Raw genomic sequence first — 18,870 nt, 5'->3', positions numbered from 1 at the left:
CATGTGCCGGACTTTTGGTTTGCAGGAACGGAATGTGATGATCAGAAAATCAGTTTAAACACCCCTGTCAGGGTCAGTAAGCCGACGATAAAGATGATGGCGATGATCCAAAGAATAATTTTCATATTTTTTCCTTAACATAATCTTCAGTCGTCATCGGCTATCCTGCTAAGCCAATGATATTCCTTATCAGTATAGCGTCTGGCGGTATTTTTGCTTTCTGACTGCCGTTTTCAGATCAGCGCCGCGCGTAAACCACATTCCGGGCTGGTGAGTGGTTTGCCGGTTTGGGTCAGTTGCGCTGCACCGGTCATTGAAGCCTGAGCCAGCACCACGCAGGCCGCGCCTTGCCTATATTCTGCATCTGCCGCCACCGCGATGGCCTGTAAATATCCGGCCAGATCGCCCTGTTTAAACTTTTCCCATGCGCCTGCCACCAGACGGGTTTTAAGCCGTGCCTGCGGATGTCTTTCTACCTGCGCGAATAACTGCCGCGTTGGCTCCAGGGTCGTTTCGACCGCGCACAGTGCGACCACATTGCCTGCCGTTTTCATGGCCTGTTCCGCCAGCGCCTGATCGACACGTAAAACCGGCACTATGGTGCTTTTACTGGCAAGTGTCGCAGCAGGCCCCAGCGTTGAACAGGTCAGTAAAACGCGATCGGTATTTTCACTCAATGCCAGCAGTACATCCGCCGTCTGCTGAAGAATTTCCGCCGTCAGCCCGCCCGCCTTTTCGGCTGCGGCCAGTAAATCGGGCCGCGAAACATGCCGGAACTGATGCTGATCCAACCCCAGCGCCCGCGCTGTATTTTCAAATACCGCAATATTGCTGTCCGCTGTGTGTAAGCAGGTAATGCGCATACCCTTCTCCTGATGAGTGTCTGCCTCTACGTTAATGATTTTTTAGCCGCGCCGCAGATGTTTTTGCCAGTAAATATTCATCCGTTAATGCGGGCAGGAAATGCCGGGTTCCCTCTGGACGGGTGATGATTTTCGTCATCCGCACCCGCTTGTTGTCCCTTTAAGTTTGGCCTGTTAACGGAAAGCATAACTGGCTATTTTCATTGGTATTTATTCAGCCAGGCAATGCAACTCAGCCATATATAGATACATAAGTAATGACGTATTTATCGAGAAGGAAATTGATTTGAGGTGGTTATTTATCCAGTGCACACTTCACGCAGATTAAGGATTTCTAAACAGGGAACGCTCATGTAAGGGACAACAACGATGTATCAGCTCAGCACACGGACGCTATCGCCCGTCAATCCGACGCTCTATTTTCCTGGCGCCCCTGTGTGGCCGGAAGAATACAAAGGAAAATCATTCATGGAAAAGCTCATGCAAAACCAGATCAACAATATTGAAAAACAGGGAATCAAAAATGGTGAGGAAATCGCCGGGCTGAATCTGCGTGTGGGGAAGGTGGAACAGCAGGTCAGCCAGCTGACCGTAGTGGTTACAGAAACGAATCTCCGTGTCGGAAAACTGGAATACCAGATGGTCACGCTCACCGATGTCGTGACCGATATCGGTGAGCGTGTCGGAAAAACCGAACAGAGCATCGCCCGTATCGACGGGCACCTCCTGAGAATTGACGACCATCTGGTGCGGATAGATAAACAGTTTGAACAGGTGGATAAACAGTTTGAGCGAGTGGATAAACAGTTTGAACGAGTGGATGAGCGCTTTGACAAAATAGATCAACGTTTTGTGAAGATTGAAGCTTCAATGAGTACAATGCAGACAATGTTTTATGAACTCATGATCACACAGACCCGATGGATTATTGGCATGATGCTTGTACTGGTTGGCGTGACGTTTACGGCGGCACGCTATATCCACTAAAGGCGATCTGATGCGGTTAATCACCCATTACACTGTATTGGCCGTGCCAGCAAAACTGGCAATAACGACTATAATATAGACAGGCCGCCACCTTCCTTATGCCCTTGTCTGAACGGCATTGCCGAAGGTTTATCACAGCACGCTGCTGGCGGCTTTCGGCGTACAAGGGGGTGTTTCATGGCTAATCATGTCTGGGGGCTGATATCCAATCCAGGTCCCGAACTGCAACAAATCCAGCGTGAGCGGGAAACCGTTTCACATGTGTATTCACACCATGTTCTGTTAATGGCGCTGATCCCGGTAGTCTGCTCTTTCATCGGAACAACACAACTGGGCTGGAACTTCGGTGACGGCGAGACGCTGCGGGTTTCCCTGTTCACGGCGTCTTATATCGCAGTCGTTTTCTATGTTCTGATGCTTGCTGCCGTTGCCCTTATGGGACGGATTATCTATGGAATGGCGCGTCGTTATGATAGCCGGCCGACACTCAACAGCTGTATCGTCTTCGCCGGCTATGTTGCTACCCCGATGTTCCTCAGCGGGATCGTAGCCCTTTACCCGATGGTCTGGTTATGTCTGTTTGTCGGACTCATTGGCCTGTGTTACAGCGGATATCTGTTATATCTCGGCATCCCTAACTTTCTCAATATCGACCGGCGCGAAGGTTTTCTGTTCTCCAGTTCAACGCTGGCAATGGGTGTTCTGGTTTTAGAACTACTTTTGGCTCTGACGGTGATCATGTGGGGCTATGGAACGCAACTATTCTGAGTATTGATGAGATGAGGTTGCATTGCTCCCTCCCCTGCGAAGGGGAGGGAGGTATTAACCCCTTCGCAGGGGAAGAGATGAAAGTATCAATCCTGCCAGTTTTTTAGCTTACTGGTTTTCCCGATCCCCGGGTTAAAACTGTTGGTCGGGTCGGCCTGTCGGTAGAATTCTTTCAGATGGGGTTTCGCAATATACAAATGGCCGACGTTATGTTCAGCGGGATATTCCGCACCTTTAGCGTCGAGCAGCGCTAACATTTTGTGTTTCAGCGCCTTGCTGTTTGCGCCTTTTTTGACGATGTAATCCTGATGGAACACATGGCACATGAAATGGCCGTAATACAATTTTGCCACCAGCTGACTGTTGATATCTTCCGGCAGTGTTTCAAACCAGTCGCGGTCGTTACGACGCAGCGCGATGTCCAGCGCCAGAATATCTTCCACTTCTTTTTCATGTACTGCGTGATAGCGCACGGCGGCACCAGCGGCGGCGAAGCGGTGCAGGAAAGCTTTTTTGCCTTCGTCGGCAGAACAGATAAAGAAATCCCCCTGACCCTCAGTAAAGAAACGTGTCAGAAAGGTTCGGGCCTCGTCAATGCCGGGGCCGGACATTTTCAGCAGTAAGTGATGTTCAAACCGGTCACGGTACTGTTTCATGCGGGGGGGAAGGTGATTAGGTAAAGCTTTGCTCAGGCATTGCATCACACGGTCACTGAAATTTTTGGGCAGGAATGGAACCTTACTGGCGTGCGCATCGAACTTCCCTTTGGCAGTAAACATGTCCGGCATTTTGTCGGTGCCAAGCTTGTCGATCATCATAAATGTATCTTTACCGTAGACTTCGGTGATATCGAAAATATCCCGATGCATATATTCCCCGGCCACCGGAAGATTAACGAAATCACGCAGGATCTGACGACGTAATTCTGTCAACACCGCAGTGTCATTGGTGCCGATGTAAAAAACCTGCTGTTGTGTTTCTGCCGGAAAGGTATCCAGCCGTACGGCGAAAACGGCCAGTTTACCCGCACAACCGGATGCTTCAAATAAACGTCGTTCATCCGCGTTGAAACGCGATGGCGTATCCGCATCCACTTCGCGGACACGAGAAGCATAATCATGATCCGAGGCCAGGCGCTGATCATGCGTGATATCGGTTTCACGGTAATCGCCTCTTTCGAGACGTGTGAGGATTTCTTCCGGCGTTTCGCCAAGGTTAATTCCCAGATGGTTAATCAGTTGCAATTCACCCTGCACATCGATCTGCGCATACAACGCCATTTCGGTATATGCCGGTCCGCGTTTCACCAGCGATCCGCCGGAATTATTACAAATCCCGCCGACCACCGACGCGCCAATGCAGGACGAGCCAATCACCGAGTGCGGTTCGCGGTTGTAGGGTTTGAGGATCTTTTCCAGTTTGTAGAGCGTGCTGCCGGGAAAACCGATCACCTGATGGCCACCGTCGAGTAACTGGATCTGGTCCAGTTTCAGTGTGCTGAAAATAACAATGTCGCGGTCATAGTCGTCGCCGCTGGGCGTCGAGCCTTCGGTCAGGCCGGTATTGGCGGCCTGCATAATGACAATCTTATCGGCGGCGATACAGGCCTTGAGCAGTTGCCACTGTTGCAGCAGCGTTTGCGGAAAAACCACCGCCAGCGCTTTGCCGCCACCGGAGCGGAACCCTTTACGATAGCGTTCGGTATTGCTATCGCCGGTCAACACGTGGCGGCTGCCTGCAATCTCTTTCAGCGTGGCGATGAGTGACAGATTATCCATTTCATCTTCCTTTTTTAATGTGATGCCATCTAATCATAGGCTTAAATGATACTTATTAAGTTAAATGTCATTCGGGATATGGGTTAGGTAATTTCACTTAATCTGTTGCATTTTTGTCATGCGCTGTCCATTAAATCGTCATTGATGTGTCATAAAACTCGCGCTTAATGAACGCCAGATAACGAAAGCAACCGAGAGACAGCATCATGGCTCAAGCTCAACTTAAGCTGGCACAGGCTGAATATCCTCAGACCGGGCCACAGCATCTGAACAAGGTTCTGGACGTCAAGGGTCTCGTGAAATCCTACAAATCAGGTCAGCGTGTCCTGAATGACATCAATTTTGATCTCCATGCCGGTGAATTCGTGGCGGTAATTGGCCGTTCCGGCGCAGGTAAATCCACTCTGCTGCATGTTCTCAACGGGACTATCCCGCTCACAGAAGGCAGTGTGGTATGCCATTACGAAAATGGCGAACACCAGGAACTGGCAGGGCTGACCGGCAAAGCGTTGCGTCGCTGGCGCTCGTGTTGTGGCATGATTTTCCAGGATTTCTGTCTGGTACCTCGTCTTGATGTTCTGACAAATGTGTTACTGGGGCGTCTCAGTCACACCTCAACGTTCAAATCATTTTTTAATCAGTTCGACGACGAAGACCGTGCCCGTGCCATCTCTTTGCTTGAATGGTTGCACATGTTGCCGCATGCGTTGCAGCGTGCCGAAAACCTTTCCGGTGGCCAGATGCAACGGGTAGCGATTTGTCGTGCGCTGATGCAGAACCCAAAAATTCTGCTGGCTGATGAACCGGTGGCGTCACTGGATCCGAAAAATACCCTGCGCATCATGAATGCGCTGAAAAAAGTCAGCGAAGAGAATATTGCCGTGATGGTCAATCTGCATTCGGTAGAACTGGTGAAAGATTATTGCACCCGCGTTATCGGCATCGCGAAAGGTCAGATTATTTTCGACGGACATCCGGATCAGTTAACTGATGATATTTTGCATCAGTTATACGGTGAAGAGCACGACGCTATAAACAGTTAAATAATAATGTTATTTATTTTTTTGCAGTGCTTATTTCTACTTTCACTCAATCTACACAAGGTCATTATTTCATGAAGAAGTTATTACGTCTGGCAGTCTTCGTAGCAGGTTCTTTTACCGCGATGTACAGCATGGCAGAAGATGCTCCTAAAGAATTAAACTTAGGTATTTTGGGCGGGCAGAATGCCACTCAGCAAATCGGTGATAATCAGTGTGTAAAAGATTTCTTCGATAAAGAATTAAATGTGGATACCAAACTGCGTAATTCATCCGATTATTCAGGTGTTATTCAGGGGTTGTTAGGTAAGAAAGTCGACATGGTATTAAGCATGTCACCTTCATCTTTTGCTTCGGTTTATATTAATAATCCGAAAGCGGTGGATCTGGTGGGCATCGTGATTGACGATACCGACAAATCTCGTGGTTATCACTCCGTTGTTATTGTTAAAGCCGACAGCCCGTATCAGAAATTATCTGACCTGAAAGGCAAATCATTCGGTTTCGCTGACCCGGATTCCACTTCCGGTTACCTGATCCCGAACCAGACATTCAAGAAAGAATTTGGCGGTACCACGGATAATAAATATAACAATTTCTTCTCCAGTGTCACCTTCTCCGGTGGCCATGAGCAGGATATTCTTGGTGTGCTGAACGGTCAGTTTGAAGGTGCCGTCACCTGGGCTTCAATGATCGGCGACCGTGAAACCGGTTATACCTCCGGTGCGTTCAACCGAATGATCCGCATGGACCATCCGGATCTGATGAAGAAAATTCGTATTATTTGGGAATCTCCGCTGATCCCAAATGGCCCGATTTTAGTGCGTAGTGATTTGCCACCGGCATTTAAAGCTAAGCTGGTTTCCGCCATTAAGAAACTGGATAAAGATGACCACGCTTGTTTCGTGAAAGCAGTGGGAGGCAAACAGCATATCGGCGAGACGTCTCTGGCAGAATATCAGCAGATTATTGATATGAAGCGTGAGTTAACTAAAGGCAGTCGCTAACCCGTAGCTCCCTCCCCTGCGAAGGGGAGGAATAATGATTATCTGCAAACCGGAAATATTATTTTGAACAAAGATTTCAATCGTTATTACCAGCAGATACGCGGTAAACAAAAGCGGGAGGCACTGATCTGGTCAGGGTTGATGCTGTTGTTATATCTGTGGTCAGGCAATGTTTCCGAGCTTAATTTAAAAACTATTTTTTTCTCCGCACCCAGCTTCTTTGATTATATTGGACAGACTGTACCGGTATTACACTGGTCATTATTGTTTGCTGACGGCCATACTGAAGGGTCACTGGCGTATTGGGGATACCGTCTCAATATTCAGCTGCCGCTGATTTGGGAAACTATCCAGCTGGCGTTGTCCTCGACGATATTGTCGACGGCGCTGGCTATTGTGTTGGCTTTTCTCGCCGCCGGTAATACAGATTCGCCTAAATGGGTGAAATTCAGCATCCGTACCTTTGTCGCTTTTCTGCGCACAATGCCGGAACTGGCCTGGGCGGTGATGTGTGTGATGGCATTTGGGGTGGGTGCCATTCCTGGCTTTATCGCACTGACGTTACATACCGTCGGCAGCCTGACCAAATTGTTCTACGAATCCATTGAAACCGCATCGGACAAACCGGTGCGTGGTCTCAGAGCATGCGGCGCGGGCCGTTTGCAGCGTATGCGTTTCGCCATGTGGCCGCAGGTGAAACCCATCTTTTTATCCTACAGCTTTATGCGCCTCGAAATTAATTTCCGCCAGTCGACCATCCTCGGGCTGGTCGGGGCGGGCGGTATCGGGCAGGAGCTGATGACGTCAATCAAACTTGATCGTTATGATCAGGTCAGCATGACCTTACTGCTGATTATTCTGGTTGTGTCGGTGATGGATTTTCTTTCAGGTAAATTACGCAAACGCGTTGTGGAGGGCACTTTCTGATGTTAACTGATGCGCTCGAACCTCATGTCGTCAGCAGCATGAAGCAGCAGCACGGGCATTTGTTTGCCGCGCAACGCCGCTATCTGCGTTACCTTGCGATACTGGCTGTTGTTATTACGCTGTACTATGTCTATTTCTTCAGTTACTTCGGCATTCCCTGGAGTGAAGTGGTGCGCGGCAGCCGTGAAATCGGGCGTTATTTCCTGCGAATGTTTGTCTGGCATGACGTTTCCGAATGGCCGTTTATGTATTATTTTTCGCAAATAGCTATCACACTGGCGATTGTATTTTCCGGCACTATCACCGCATCTTTTCTCGCGTTACCGCTTTCATTCCTCGCGGCGCGTAATGTGATGTCTACGCCGGTTCTCAGACCTGTTTCCATGATTATCCGCCGTCTTCTGGATGTTTTACGCGGGCTGGATATGGCGATCTGGGGGCTGATTTTCGTTCGTGCTGTCGGCATGGGACCGCTGGCAGGTGTGCTGGCGATTGTGATGCAGGATTTAGGCTTGCTCGGTAAACTTTATGCCGAAGGGCATGAAGCCGTTGATCGTTCGCCGAGCCGCGGTTTGCGGGCGCTGGGAGCTTCCCCGTTACAAACACACCGCTTCGGGATTTTCACCCAATCCTTCCCGACATTCCTTGCGTTGTCGCTGTATCAGATTGAATCTAATACCCGCTCAGCCGCCGTTCTGGGCTTTGTCGGCGCGGGTGGGATCGGTCTGGTGTATGCGGAAAATATGCGTCTGTGGAACTGGGATGTGGTGATGTTTATCACCCTGATACTGGTAGTGATCGTGATGATCATGGACAAAATTTCCGCCATGCTGCGCGCCAAATACATTCTGGGTGAAGAAATTGATTTGTTCGCACCGGAAGAGCGAAAAATGAAGCCGCCGGTCGAACTTTACCGCCCGTAGGTTAAGGGCACTAAACAGGCGGCGTCTTCAGGGACGCCGCCTTTTATCGTGACTGAACTCCGGGCAGGTTACGCGTCGAAGTACCAGTAGCCCTGATTCACCAGATCTGTTAACAGAGCGACAAATTCAGGATCCTGCAGGGCAGCCCCCAGTTCTGCTTTACCGATCAGCGTATAGCGGCACAGCGCATCAGCGGCGGCATACCGGGACGTTTCCAGCGGCTCGCCGTTGACAAAGAAACGTTCGCCGACGTTGAGGACTCGCAGGCCACTCAGGCGCACCAGGTTTTCACCCTGCATCAGTGCATCGACAATTTCATGTGATTCGTATGGCGGTTCGGCCGGCGCGATATCCAGTTCATGGCGCGGCGTGGTGGCAAAACGGCCAAACCATTGTTTGAAATCTTCCGGCTGGTTTAACAGCTCAACCATCATCTGGCGTACGCGTTCAAGCTCATACTCTTCCACTTTACCGACGTGGTCACGCAGCGTTAAATCCGGATCGCTGTAATGACTGCCGCCCAGATCGTTTTCCAGCGCGTAGTCAGCAAAGCTGCTGATGAAATCACGGCTGTTAGGGCCACGGAAACCGACGGAATAGTTGAGGGCGGTTTCATGGGTAAAGCCGTCGTGCGGAAAGCCCGGCGGGATATACAGAATATCGCCCGGCTCAAGATCTTCATCAATGATTGGCGTGAACGGATCTACATGCAGTAACGCCGGATGCGGGCAGAACTGACGCATCGGCAAGGCATCACCCACACGCCACCGACGGCTGCCCATGCCCTGAATGATAAAGACGTCATACTGATCGATGTGCGGGCCGACGCCGCCGCCGGGCACAGAATATGAAATCATCAGATCGTCTAAACGCCAGTCCGGCAATACGCGAAAAGGTTTTACCAGTTCAGCCGCAGGCAAATGCCAGTGGTTTACGGCCTGTGCCAGCAATGACCAGCCGGTTTCACCCAGACCGTCAAAATCTTCAAAAGGACCATTGCTTGCCTGCCATTCACCGTTCTTATGGCTCACCAGGCGGCTGTCCACTTCCGGTTCCATCGCCAGGCCAGCAAGTTCATCCGGACTTATCGGATCGACAAAATTCGGGAAGGCTTTTTTAATAACAACAGGTTTTTTTTGCCAGTATTTTTCGAGAAATTCCGGCCAGTTCAGATTGAGTTCATAAGCCATGTGATTTACCAGTGGGAAGACAAACGGGCCTGATTATAGAGAGGGTGCAAGTTACCGCGCTTTGTTGTGGGTCAAGGCTACCCATCATAATTCGAACCGCAGATGCGTTGGCTACGTTCAGTGACCCGAATCACTTACCTGAATAAGCTCATCGGGATCCCTTCACTTGCCGCGTTACCCGGCAAGCCTTGCCCTATTAGGGCCAGCACAAGCGCTGCTCAAAAGCTGAAGCTTTTGTCCTGCAGCCCGAATTATTTTGGGTATAGAACTCTGGTTGAAATATTTATGACTTCGCGGCCAGCACGACCAGTTTCTGGTTCACAAATTCTTTGATACCAAGATCGGAGAGTTCGCGGCCGAATCCGGAGCGTTTCACGCCGCCGAACGGCAGTTCCGCTGCGGTATCTGTAGGTGAGTTGACGTATACCATACCGGTTTCAATCTGGCTGGCCAGCTTACGGGCGCGAGACAAATCGGAGGTGAACAGTGAACCGCCAAGGCCGTAATGTGAGTCGTTGGCCAGTTTCACCAGTTCCTCATCATTTTTCACTACATACACCTGTGCGACCGGGCCAAAGAATTCCTCAAAATAGGCCGGATTATCGCGGGTAATGTGCGTCAGAATCGTTGGTTCAAAGAAGTTGCCCGGATTGTCTGCCACTTTTTTTCCGCCAAAGTGCAGTTTCGCCCCGTGTTTCACAGCATTATCCACTTGTTCACTCAGCGTTTTCACCGCTTCTGCAGAGGACAGCGGCCCCAGCGTGGTGGATGTATCCAGCGGGTCGCCGGTCTTCAGTGCCTTAAAGTGGCCGGTGAATTTTTGAAGGAATTCATCGGCAACTTTTTCATGAATAATGAAACGTTTGGCCGCCGTACATACCTGCCCGGCGTTGGAAACACGAGCCTGCGCACCGGCTTTGGCGGCTTTATCGATATCGGCATCATCGAGTACGGCAAACACGTCATTACCGCCGAGTTCCAGCGTTGATTTCTTCAGCTTAGAGGCCGCCCGTGAAGCCACGATCGCACCGGCTTTTTCCGAACCGGTCAGCGCGACACCCTGAACGCGGTCATCATCAATGATGGCACTGACCTGATCCTGAGAAATAAACAGGTTGGTATAAGCGCCTTTTGGCGCCCCCGCTTCGGTAACCAGTTTCTCAAAGGTTTCCGCACAATGGGGAACGATGCTGGCGTGTTTGACCACCACGCTGTTACCGGAGGCCAGATTCGGTGCCAGTACGCGCATTAACTGGTAGAACGGAAAATTCCACGGCTCGACGGCCAGGATCACCCCAATCGGGTGATGCTCGACCCAGGCTTCGCCGAGATCGGATTTATACGGCACAGGTTTGAGGAACTCTTCTGCATTTTCGGCATAGAATTTCGCAATATCCGCGCAAATCTGCACTTCGCCACGACTCTGACCGATAAGTTTGCCCATTTCTACACTGATCACTTCCGCCAGTTCATCAACGCGGGAAGCCATCAGTTCGGATAATTTATGCAGTACTTTAACGCGTTGCTTAATATCGCCCTGACCCCAGTCAGATTTATATAAAGCATGGGCTGCAGAGAGCGCCTCTTCAACCTGCTGATCGTTATGTGTTGGATATTCTTTGATGAGCTTATTGTTGAACGGATTTATTGTCTGATATGGCATGTGTTGCTCCTTGTTTTGTGGCGTGTCGTCGAAAACAACGGCACGTTGGAATTGAGGTGCGTACGCCTTTTGCGTTCTCAACAGAACATTAAGCATAGTCGAAAAAATGTGACCCCTGTCCCACAGACATCTCATGCAACACAACGGTATGACGCGTTCTGTCCTTTTTTCTCACTGGCCTTGCCATACGCCTGCTGTCGCCTGTCTCTAAGAACAATCGCCTTTACGTAACTTTGCGACTGGCAGTAAATGAATTGTTTTCAGCAAGCGATTGATAAATTTACCGCTCACTTTTATGCTGACTTTCCTTCCCTTTCCCGACACTGAGAAATTCATGAAGCTTGATGCGATTCCGTTTTGCACGACTGACTGGAGTGATGTCACGCCAACGCAACATCCTGGTGATACCGGCATGGCGCTGTGGCGTACGCAAAAATTTGGCGATATCCGTGTGCGTATCGTTGAATATTCAGCAGGCTATGTGGCTGATCACTGGTGTAGTAAAGGCCATGTTTTGTTCTGCCTTGAAGGGGAGCTTCATACACGCCTTGAAGATGGACGTACGTTCACCTTATCGCCGGGCATGAGTTATCAGGTAGCGGACAATGCCGAAGCACACCGTTCATCTACACCGGTTGGCGCGAAACTGTTTGTTGTTGATTAGTCGTGTTGGTTTATTGCGTGGTTGTTTATAGAAACATTCGCCGTCTGCTGAGGCAGACGGCAAGGAGCAGCAGGTGAGTAAATTACGGGTTGGTATTATTTTTGGTGGTAAATCGGCAGAGCATGAAGTGTCACTGCAGTCGGCAAAAAATATCGTGGATGCGATTGATAAAGAACGCTTTGATGTGACATTACTGGGTATTGATAAGAAAGGGGAGTGGCACATTAATGACGCCAGTAATTACCTGATCAATGCTGAAAATCCGTCGCTGATTGCCCTGAATCGCTCGAATAACCAGGTTGCGCTGATCCCGGGCCAGACCGAGAATCAGCTAATCGAAACCCACAGCGCCAGCGCATTGTCGCAGGTGGATGTCATCTTCCCGATTGTGCATGGAACGCTGGGGGAAGATGGTTCCCTGCAGGGGCTGCTGCGTATGGCAAATATAGCCTTCGTCGGCTCCGGCGTACTGGGCTCCGCCGTCAGTATGGATAAAGATGTCACCAAGCGTTTGCTGCGTGATGCCGGTCTGGCCGTTGCTCCTTTCGTGTGCCTCACGCGAGTGAATCGTCAGAAAAATACCTTTGCCAGTGTTTCGCAACAACTCGGCCTGCCGCTGTTTATCAAACCGGCAAATCAGGGCTCATCGGTGGGCGTCAGTAAAGTCAGCGATGAAGAGAGCTATCAGCGTGCTCTGGATGAAGCATTCAGCTTCGACCACAAAGTGCTGGTGGAGTCGGCTATCAAAGGTCGTGAAATTGAATGCGCTGTATTAGGTAATGATCACCCGCAGGCCAGCGTGTGCGGCGAAGTGATCCTGCATGACGGATTTTATTCCTACGATACCAAATACATCAACGAAACTGGCGCGTCCATCGCTGTTCCGGCTGATTTACCGCAGGAAACCCATGATCGTATCCGCGCCATCGCCTTGCAGGCATTTCAGGTGCTGGAGTGTCGCGGCATGGCACGTGTGGACGTTTTCCTGACAGAACAGGGTGAAGTCGTCATCAATGAAATTAATACCTTGCCGGGCTTCACCAATATCAGTATGTATCCGAAACTCTGGGCCGCCAGTGGTTTAGGTTACCGTGATCTGATCACGCGCCTGATCGCGCTGGCGATGGAGCAACATCAGCAGAATAATCAGTTGAAAAGTTCGGCTAACTGACCGGCTGGTTTAAGGCAATACGAAGAAGGCAGGGAGGAAATCCCTGCCTTTTGTGTTTACCTTGCTGATTATTCAACCACCAGCTTCACCTGTTTTCCGGCCAGTCTCAGCATCAGAATCAGGGCATCAAGCGTAAATTTATCCGTCTTTTTGTTTACGACGTCAGAAACGCGCGGGCGCGAAACTTGTAAAACCTTTGCAGCATCACTCTGCCGCAGATTCTGATGGATGATCCAGAGGCCAATTTCCGTCATCAGTTGCTCTTTGAGCGCCAGAGTATGAGCAATTTTACTCTGTGAATCTGCATGTAAAGCCTGGGCTTCGACAGCGCTGAATCCCAAATCGGCGAACACATTTCCGCCAGCTTGCGTGATATGTCGTGATGCGACATCAATATCCTTTTTCATTTTCTCTCCTGTGGCGCTCCCGTACAATTTGGGCATAGCGGCTTTTTATAATGGAAATATCTTTCGGGCTGGTTTGCTGATTCTTTTTCGCAAAGCAGTGCAGGATGTAAATGGCCTCGTCGAATTTAGCGAGATAGACAACCCTAAAAGTACCGGCGCGTACATCGAGTTTGATTTCAACCACGCCAGTACCCCAGTCGCTGACTGACTTCCATTGTGTTGGGGGAAGCCCTTGCTGAATTTGCTCAAGCTCATAGCCCGCTCTTTTTCTGGCGTCTGTGGGAAAATCACGTAAGTCCTTCAACGAACTTCCACGCCAGTCGATATCTTTAATCACCGTCACTATCCTTGTGTATAAAATTTTATACCTAAATGGGCCTTATGCCAACGTCTTTATACGGCAGCTAAAAGGGGGTGAGATAATTAAGGAGAATTCTTGCGAGATGTGCCGAAAGAAAGCGTTTATACGGTGTTAAAAGGCAGGGAGGAAATCCCTGCCTTTTGTGTTTTCTGATTACGTCCTGTAGCGCCAGAGTAAGATAACAACGCCGGTCAGACTGGCAAGAGAAATGCTATAAAGCGCGCCGGTTGCGCCGATACTTTCTGCCAGTAAACCGGCGGCGCCGGTGGCTAAACCCGCCACCATAACTTGTCCGCGCCAGGCCAGCGCGCTGGCTGTGGCGACCTGTCTGCCCGTAAAATTTTGCAGCACGCCGAAAGTGCCTAATGCGAACACCACATTTGAGGCCAGGTGAGCACTAAAAATTAACGCCAGACTGACTGCCGGCCAGGCTGACAGGGGGGAAAGCAGAAAGTATCCCCCCAGAAATAACACCAGGCATAACAATATTCGTCTGTTACTGGTGCTGAACTGCCGGAGTTTGTCAGCACTGAGCAGCAGCGGGCCGAATAGTTGCCCGAGGCTGCGGGCAAACAGCAAAGGGAGTGCCAGACCGGTGGTTTCTTCAGGGCGAATTTGCTGCACGAGTGCGGGTAATAATGCCATCGCGGGAGAACCGACAGCGGCGAGCGCCGGTAACAGCAAGATGCTTTGTTTTTGCAGCGGGGAGTAATGTTTCCAATGCAATGGCAGGTGTGCAGGAAAATCAGCCGCCATTGTTTGAGCGTCCCTGACCCGAAATTTTTTCCGGGTGGTCAGAAGCAAAATAGCAGATGCGGCAAAACTCAGCGCATCGAGCAGTAAAATGCACAGCGGCGAAACAACATTGAACAGCAAAACCCCGGCGCCGGTGCCAAGCAAAACCTGCGCAGAAAAAATCAGCGTTTCCATTGCCGTCGCCGCCGGTAACTCCTCAGCGCTTAGCCCGCGTTTGAATAGCAAGGTGAGCGCCGGATAACTCATCCCGCTGAATAACGCTTCAGCAGACTGAATGACCAGCAGTGCGGGAATATGATGTGACAGCAGACCGTACAGTGGAAATACCAGTGCCACCATGCCAAATACTTCAGTCAGGATCAAAATTCGCAGCGGCGACATCTTCCTGCACAAACGTTCGCCCCAAACACTTCCAATAAAGCCGGGCAAGGTTGCCAGCATATAAGCGAAAGTCAGCGTGCCGGGGGAGGCATTCCAGCGCAGCAATTGGCCAAATACCATGACCTGCGTCAGGCCATTGCCCAGAGAGGATAAAATAAAGGCACAACCCAGCAACCGCAGCCAGCAATGGCTGCGAAGTGCGCGTACGAGCGCAATCAATAACGAATTCATTTGAAAGATTCTCATCAGAAATAACACAAACCCCGCCTTGCACGCAGGCAACGGGAGAAGAAAAAATGTTAGTGATGAGAATTCGTTACATTGGGAAGCAGAACCTGAAGGCAAAAGAAGAGGAAAATGTAGCACAAGGTCAGGCAGGCGGGGAGGCTTTCGGGAAATTTTCAGTAACACAGACACGAAAAAGGCGGCAAACGCCGCCTCTTCTGCTTACTGCTTTTTATTGCTTATTACAGCTTATTTATACAGTTCAGCTGTGCCGTACAGGTGGTTATCGCCTGAAGCACCGATGATACGGTAAGAGCTGGCACCGGCTTCGCTGGCTTTAGCATTCAGTTTGTTTTGCAGGCTGCTCAGGCTGTTACCGGATGTTGCACTGACAACACCAATCGGTTGCTGACCTGCCGGCGCTGACTGAACTTCTGTTGCAGCCAGAGTGGAGAATGAAGCGGTTGCCAGTGCGATAGCTGCAAGGGTCATTGTTAAGTTTTTCATGATATTTTCCTCATTTCGTATTTTTAAGCTTTGCCAGGCGTTGTCATCAACGTTCATTTAATGTGCAAAGCTCTCGTCTGTCCGATACAACATCTAGCTTATTAATCGTTAACTAAATGCCGTTTTACCCTAAAATGGCAGGTACTTTATGCTTATTTATACAGTTCAGCAGTACCGTACAGGTGGTTATCACCTGAAGCCCCGATGATGCGGTATGAGCTTGCACCCGCTTCATTGGCTTTGGCATTCAGTTTATTCTGCAGGCTTGATAAATCATTGCTTGAAGAAGCACTTACCACACCAATTGCTTGCTGACCTTCTGGTGCAGACTGAACTTCAGACGCAGCCAGAGTCGAGAAAGAAGCAGTAGCAAGTGCGATTGCGGCTAAAGTCATGGCGATATTTTTCATGGTAGTTTTCCTTTTTATCTGTTTATCAGCAGGTGATTATTCGGTCCGACTGTTATTTATTAACAGTTGATAAGTAAATGTTAGACCGGGATCACATTCTGTGCAACTCATTTATTTATTAATCGTTAACTTATTGTGCGGAACAATATGCTAACAGCACCTTCAGAACTTATTTGTACAGCTCAGCAGTACCGTACAGATGGTTTTCACCAGAAGCCCCGATGATACGGTATGAGGTTGCACCAGCTTCAGTAGCTTTTGCATTCAGTTTGGATTGCAATGTACTCAGGTTACCGTTTGAAGAGGCGCTGACAGTACCGATAGTTTGCTCACCTGCAGGTGCAGACTGAACTTCAGTTGCCGCTAAGGTAGAGAAAGAAGCAGTAGCCAGTGTCAGTGCAGCGATTGTCATAGCGATATTTTTCATGGTGTTAATTCCTGTTCTTCAGTTTTTATTTGGGGTGCCTTCTTCAGGAACCTCAGTTTTGGGTCAACGTTATTTATTAGTTAACGTTCGATAAGTAAATGATAGGGAGTGTTGGGAGTTTGTGCAAGATGTTTTTTTAATGATCGTTAACTAATCGTGCTGTGACGAATATCACATTAAATGCCTGCATTGTTTTTATTTTGTTAATTTATTGTTTTTAAAATGATTGATGCGAAGGATGGAAAATCCTTTATGCATAATTTTGCTGAATGAATCTTTAATGATCGCTAAGTTAATGGTTGGTTCTGGCCGGATAGGGTGATAAAACAGGGGCGGCTGATAAAAAGATAAGGCGACATTAGCCGCCTTATCATTATTCCTGCCCTGACTCTTTGTCGTCAGGCACCGCGTTCGTTAGTAGTAAATAGAAGCGGGCCGATGGCTTGGGATCGAGGGTGCAGGTGGCTGAGTAGGAGAAGTAGGAATACGGCCCTGTTCGATTTTTTTATTCGTACAGGTGCCCGGGTTACAGAAGTTACTGTCACCGGTCACATTGACCATCCTCACTTCCTGACTCTGTAAAGGCATCATGATAACCTGCTGTGCGGCAACATTGGCAACCGGCACAGCGGTTAATGCCAGAACTGCAAGAAGGATTTTGAAGTTACTCATGATGTTACGTCCTGGATAGTATGCTTAAAAAGCGTTTTTAGCTGCGCAGTTTTGCGGGTTTGAGCGATTTTCTTATCGCTCGATAATTAAATAATAAACTCCGCTGGACTTGTGCGCAACTATTTTTAATAATGATCGTTAAGTTATTTCTATAAAAATTTAATAACCATAATCACAATGGTGATGGAAGGAGGGTGTATGAGCACTGAACAGACGGCTTTGGTCCGGAAAAGTCGCGGGCGCCCAAAACAGTTCGATCGTGGAACTGCTCTGAGCAAGGCCCTGAATTTATTCTGGCGCCATGGTTACGAGGCCACTTCATTAGCCGATTTGGTCGAAGCAACCGGTGCAAAAGCGCCAACTTTGTATGCTGAATTTGGTAACAAAGAAGGGCTTTTCCGCGCAGCCGTTGAACATTATCTGAAAAACTTTTACGAAAAGAGCTCGTGTTTACTGAGCAGAACAGATTTGTCCGTTGAGGATACGGTCGGGCGCTATTTGCGTGCCATCGTCGAACTGTTTACCGATTGTGACACGCCAAGTGGCTGCTTTATGATCAGCGCATCATCCGGCATGTCTTCGTCATCGGCGGATATTGCCGAAATGCTGCGTGCGCGCCATCTTTCGCAGGAACGCACTCTGTTTGAATATTTCGAGAAGAAAAAACACAGTGGTGATCTGACAGCAGCAAGCGACAGCGCCCTGCTGGCGAAATACCTGGCCTGCACCATTCAGGGCTTCTCCGTACAGGCCCGTGATGGCGCGAGTGCGGATGAACTGAACCGCCTGATTGATGTGGTTATGAACCTGTGGCCGGAACTGACCAAAGCGACGGCAGTCAGTCAGGCCGAACATTAACCACTGAGTTAAGATAATTGTTGAGAAAGAGAATAGAACGTCAGGTACTGAGTATTTCGGGCCTGGCGTTAGGCGGCATAGACTTTGAGGATCCGCCGGGTGACCCGGGGCTGTTTGGCCCTGAAAGCATCACCTGGCGAATTCACGGAGATTTCTCGTCCATGCTTTGCGGCGGCGTCAGTGCCTTGCTGCTGCAGATGCTTCATCCGCTGGCGCTTGCCGGTGTCTGGGATCATTCCTCATTTCGTGAAGATATGCTTGGGCGGCTTCGTCGCACCAGTCAGTTTATCTCGGGTACGACTTTTGCGCCTCTGGATGATGCCAATGCATTAATCGAAAAAGTAAAATCCATTCATTTGCGGGTCACGGGTACTGATGCTTACGGCACGCCTTATGCGGCCAGCGATCCGGAATTACTGGTCTGGGTGCACGTGGCTGAAGCGTACAGCTTTCTGCAATCACATTTGCGGTATCGCAACCCTTCGCTCAGTCTGGCCGGGCAGAACCTTTATTATCGGGAGTTTTCCCGTGTGGCGAAAAGCCTGGGTGCGGCAGATGTGCCGCAGAGTGTCGATGCGGTAGAACATTATCTGCAGGCGATGCGTCCGCAATTACGCTGCGATGAACGCACGCTTGAAGTGGTGAAATTATTGCAGAATGCACCGGCTCCGAGCCGTCTGGCGAAACCGGTGGGCAGCCTGATGATCCAGGCTGGCATTGAGTTATTGCCCGAATGGGCGGCGACGCAACTGGGGATTTCCCTTTCCCCGCCAAAGCGCCGAAGGATTCGTTTCGCCACCCGCCGTATTGCCGGTGTACTGCGCTGGGCGGTGAGAAACGGCTCATGGCACCGGGCCATGCGCCGTATGGGACGTCTGACCTGAC

General features: G+C 49.8%; 21 protein-coding genes. 10 read left to right on the top strand and 11 right to left on the bottom strand.

Annotated features, from left to right (window positions below; translation table 11 throughout):
* Nucleotides 1-233: 233 nt before the first annotated feature.
* Entirely contained in the window at nucleotides 234-863 is a 630-nt protein-coding gene (locus ETV65_RS05795) for an aspartate/glutamate racemase family protein (protein ID WP_129951946.1), read from the bottom strand.
* A 369-nt stretch (nucleotides 864-1,232) separates the two neighbouring features.
* Here ETV65_RS05795 and ETV65_RS05790 point away from each other — a divergent pair, with 369 nt between their 5' ends.
* A complete protein-coding gene (locus tag ETV65_RS05790; RefSeq protein WP_129951944.1) occupies nucleotides 1,233-1,850 on the top strand; it encodes a hypothetical protein in 618 nt (205 codons plus the stop codon).
* A gap of 177 nt (nucleotides 1,851-2,027) precedes the next feature.
* Nucleotides 2,028-2,618 (top strand): Yip1 family protein, encoded by a 591-nt coding sequence (locus ETV65_RS05785; protein WP_129951942.1) that lies wholly within the window; start codon nucleotides 2,028-2,030, stop codon nucleotides 2,616-2,618.
* Between the two features lie 86 nt (nucleotides 2,619-2,704).
* Here the strand turns inward: ETV65_RS05785 and dld are convergent, their stop codons facing one another.
* The gene (gene dld / locus ETV65_RS05780; RefSeq protein ID WP_129951940.1) at nucleotides 2,705-4,396 is read right to left on the bottom strand and encodes a D-lactate dehydrogenase; all 1,692 of its coding nucleotides are present in this window, start codon (nucleotides 4,394-4,396) and stop codon (nucleotides 2,705-2,707) included.
* 206 nt (nucleotides 4,397-4,602) lie between these two features.
* Between dld and phnC the strand changes: the two genes are divergently transcribed.
* From phnC to phnE (ETV65_RS05760), 4 genes are all read left to right on the top strand, one after another.
* On the top strand, nucleotides 4,603-5,439 hold the full coding sequence (gene phnC / locus ETV65_RS05775) for a phosphonate ABC transporter ATP-binding protein (RefSeq protein ID WP_129951939.1): 837 nt from the start codon (nucleotides 4,603-4,605) through the stop codon (nucleotides 5,437-5,439).
* A 71-nt stretch (nucleotides 5,440-5,510) separates the two neighbouring features.
* Nucleotides 5,511-6,443, top strand: coding sequence for a phosphonate ABC transporter substrate-binding protein (gene phnD / locus ETV65_RS05770; RefSeq protein WP_129951937.1), 933 nt, complete (start codon nucleotides 5,511-5,513; stop codon nucleotides 6,441-6,443).
* Between the two features lie 63 nt (nucleotides 6,444-6,506).
* The gene (gene phnE, locus ETV65_RS05765; RefSeq protein ID WP_129951935.1) at nucleotides 6,507-7,370 is read left to right on the top strand and encodes a phosphonate ABC transporter, permease protein PhnE; all 864 of its coding nucleotides are present in this window, start codon (nucleotides 6,507-6,509) and stop codon (nucleotides 7,368-7,370) included.
* Nucleotides 7,370-8,293: a phosphonate ABC transporter, permease protein PhnE gene (gene phnE / locus ETV65_RS05760; RefSeq protein WP_129951933.1), complete on the top strand. Its 924-nt coding sequence runs from the start codon at nucleotides 7,370-7,372 to the stop codon at nucleotides 8,291-8,293. Before phnE (ETV65_RS05765) ends, phnE (ETV65_RS05760) begins: the two co-directional genes overlap by 1 nt.
* Before the next feature lie 68 nt (nucleotides 8,294-8,361).
* Here phnE (ETV65_RS05760) and ETV65_RS05755 read toward each other — a convergent pair whose 3' ends face one another.
* Complete coding sequence (locus ETV65_RS05755) at nucleotides 8,362-9,483, bottom strand: cupin domain-containing protein (RefSeq protein ID WP_129951931.1); 1,122 nt, start codon at nucleotides 9,481-9,483, stop codon at nucleotides 8,362-8,364.
* A gap of 283 nt (nucleotides 9,484-9,766) precedes the next feature.
* Nucleotides 9,767-11,146 carry an NAD-dependent succinate-semialdehyde dehydrogenase gene (locus ETV65_RS05750; RefSeq protein ID WP_129951929.1) on the bottom strand — a complete coding sequence of 460 codons (1,380 nt, stop codon included), beginning with the start codon at nucleotides 11,144-11,146 and terminating at the stop codon, nucleotides 9,767-9,769.
* A gap of 334 nt (nucleotides 11,147-11,480) precedes the next feature.
* Between ETV65_RS05750 and ETV65_RS05745 the strand changes: the two genes are divergently transcribed.
* Nucleotides 11,481-11,810 carry a DHCW motif cupin fold protein gene (locus ETV65_RS05745; RefSeq protein ID WP_129951928.1) on the top strand — a complete coding sequence of 110 codons (330 nt, stop codon included), beginning with the start codon at nucleotides 11,481-11,483 and terminating at the stop codon, nucleotides 11,808-11,810.
* Between the two features lie 73 nt (nucleotides 11,811-11,883).
* Nucleotides 11,884-12,981, top strand: a complete 1,098-nt coding sequence (gene ddlA, locus ETV65_RS05740; RefSeq protein ID WP_129951926.1) for a D-alanine--D-alanine ligase — start codon at nucleotides 11,884-11,886, stop codon at nucleotides 12,979-12,981.
* A gap of 68 nt (nucleotides 12,982-13,049) precedes the next feature.
* Here ddlA and ETV65_RS05735 read toward each other — a convergent pair whose 3' ends face one another.
* From ETV65_RS05735 to ETV65_RS05705, 7 genes are all read right to left on the bottom strand, one after another.
* Nucleotides 13,050-13,388: an XRE family transcriptional regulator gene (locus ETV65_RS05735; RefSeq protein ID WP_129951925.1), complete on the bottom strand. Its 339-nt coding sequence runs from the start codon at nucleotides 13,386-13,388 to the stop codon at nucleotides 13,050-13,052.
* Nucleotides 13,372-13,725, bottom strand: a complete 354-nt coding sequence (locus ETV65_RS05730; protein ID WP_129951924.1) for a type II toxin-antitoxin system RelE/ParE family toxin — start codon at nucleotides 13,723-13,725, stop codon at nucleotides 13,372-13,374. Before ETV65_RS05730 ends, ETV65_RS05735 begins: the two co-directional genes overlap by 17 nt.
* 177 nt (nucleotides 13,726-13,902) lie before the next feature.
* Nucleotides 13,903-15,117, bottom strand: coding sequence for an MFS transporter (locus tag ETV65_RS05725; RefSeq protein ID WP_129951923.1), 1,215 nt, complete (start codon nucleotides 15,115-15,117; stop codon nucleotides 13,903-13,905).
* Nucleotides 15,118-15,360: 243 nt separating this feature from the next.
* Nucleotides 15,361-15,618 (bottom strand): DUF1471 domain-containing protein, encoded by a 258-nt coding sequence (locus ETV65_RS05720; protein WP_129951921.1) that lies wholly within the window; start codon nucleotides 15,616-15,618, stop codon nucleotides 15,361-15,363.
* 152 nt (nucleotides 15,619-15,770) lie between these two features.
* Complete coding sequence (locus tag ETV65_RS05715) at nucleotides 15,771-16,028, bottom strand: DUF1471 domain-containing protein (RefSeq protein ID WP_129951920.1); 258 nt, start codon at nucleotides 16,026-16,028, stop codon at nucleotides 15,771-15,773.
* Nucleotides 16,029-16,197: 169 nt separating this feature from the next.
* Complete coding sequence (locus ETV65_RS05710) at nucleotides 16,198-16,455, bottom strand: YdgH/BhsA/McbA-like domain containing protein (RefSeq protein ID WP_129951918.1); 258 nt, start codon at nucleotides 16,453-16,455, stop codon at nucleotides 16,198-16,200.
* A gap of 414 nt (nucleotides 16,456-16,869) precedes the next feature.
* A complete protein-coding gene (locus tag ETV65_RS05705) occupies nucleotides 16,870-17,127 on the bottom strand; it encodes a hypothetical protein (protein ID WP_129951916.1) in 258 nt (85 codons plus the stop codon).
* Nucleotides 17,128-17,325: 198 nt separating this feature from the next.
* Here ETV65_RS05705 and ETV65_RS05700 point away from each other — a divergent pair, with 198 nt between their 5' ends.
* Together ETV65_RS05700 and ETV65_RS05695 are read left to right on the top strand one after the other, a co-directional pair.
* Nucleotides 17,326-17,985 carry a TetR/AcrR family transcriptional regulator gene (locus ETV65_RS05700; protein WP_129951914.1) on the top strand — a complete coding sequence of 220 codons (660 nt, stop codon included), beginning with the start codon at nucleotides 17,326-17,328 and terminating at the stop codon, nucleotides 17,983-17,985.
* Between the two features lie 17 nt (nucleotides 17,986-18,002).
* Nucleotides 18,003-18,869: an oxygenase MpaB family protein gene (locus tag ETV65_RS05695; protein WP_129951913.1), complete on the top strand. Its 867-nt coding sequence runs from the start codon at nucleotides 18,003-18,005 to the stop codon at nucleotides 18,867-18,869.
* The last annotated feature ends 1 nt before the right edge of the window (nucleotide 18,870 follow it).

It is taken from the genome of Rahnella sp. RFA10(1/100) (assembly GCF_004195115.1).
Classification (GTDB): domain Bacteria; phylum Pseudomonadota; class Gammaproteobacteria; order Enterobacterales; family Enterobacteriaceae; genus Rahnella; species Rahnella perminowiae.
Note: the sequence above shows the minus strand (reverse complement) of the source record. Positions and strands in the feature narration are given on the sequence as shown.

What these genes read in the sequence shown, in the direction of transcription:
- ETV65_RS05795 (WP_129951946.1), bottom strand. Translation starts at nt 863, where the DNA reads ATGCGCATTACCTGCTTACACACAGCGGACAGCAATATTGCGGTATTT.
- ETV65_RS05790 (WP_129951944.1), top strand. Translation starts at nt 1,233, where the DNA reads ATGTATCAGCTCAGCACACGGACGCTATCGCCCGTCAATCCGACGCTC.
- ETV65_RS05785 (WP_129951942.1), top strand. Translation starts at nt 2,028, where the DNA reads ATGGCTAATCATGTCTGGGGGCTGATATCCAATCCAGGTCCCGAACTG.
- dld (WP_129951940.1), bottom strand. Translation starts at nt 4,396, where the DNA reads ATGGATAATCTGTCACTCATCGCCACGCTGAAAGAGATTGCAGGCAGC.
- phnC (WP_129951939.1), top strand. Translation starts at nt 4,603, where the DNA reads ATGGCTCAAGCTCAACTTAAGCTGGCACAGGCTGAATATCCTCAGACC.
- phnD (WP_129951937.1), top strand. Translation starts at nt 5,511, where the DNA reads ATGAAGAAGTTATTACGTCTGGCAGTCTTCGTAGCAGGTTCTTTTACC.
- phnE (WP_129951933.1), top strand. Translation starts at nt 7,370, where the DNA reads ATGTTAACTGATGCGCTCGAACCTCATGTCGTCAGCAGCATGAAGCAG.
- ETV65_RS05755 (WP_129951931.1), bottom strand. Translation starts at nt 9,483, where the DNA reads ATGGCTTATGAACTCAATCTGAACTGGCCGGAATTTCTCGAAAAATAC.
- ETV65_RS05750 (WP_129951929.1), bottom strand. Translation starts at nt 11,146, where the DNA reads ATGCCATATCAGACAATAAATCCGTTCAACAATAAGCTCATCAAAGAA.
- ETV65_RS05745 (WP_129951928.1), top strand. Translation starts at nt 11,481, where the DNA reads ATGAAGCTTGATGCGATTCCGTTTTGCACGACTGACTGGAGTGATGTC.
- ETV65_RS05735 (WP_129951925.1), bottom strand. Translation starts at nt 13,388, where the DNA reads ATGAAAAAGGATATTGATGTCGCATCACGACATATCACGCAAGCTGGC.
- ETV65_RS05725 (WP_129951923.1), bottom strand. Translation starts at nt 15,117, where the DNA reads ATGAATTCGTTATTGATTGCGCTCGTACGCGCACTTCGCAGCCATTGC.
- ETV65_RS05720 (WP_129951921.1), bottom strand. Translation starts at nt 15,618, where the DNA reads ATGAAAAACTTAACAATGACCCTTGCAGCTATCGCACTGGCAACCGCT.
- ETV65_RS05715 (WP_129951920.1), bottom strand. Translation starts at nt 16,028, where the DNA reads ATGAAAAATATCGCCATGACTTTAGCCGCAATCGCACTTGCTACTGCT.
- ETV65_RS05710 (WP_129951918.1), bottom strand. Translation starts at nt 16,455, where the DNA reads ATGAAAAATATCGCTATGACAATCGCTGCACTGACACTGGCTACTGCT.
- ETV65_RS05705 (WP_129951916.1), bottom strand. Translation starts at nt 17,127, where the DNA reads ATGAGTAACTTCAAAATCCTTCTTGCAGTTCTGGCATTAACCGCTGTG.
- ETV65_RS05700 (WP_129951914.1), top strand. Translation starts at nt 17,326, where the DNA reads ATGAGCACTGAACAGACGGCTTTGGTCCGGAAAAGTCGCGGGCGCCCA.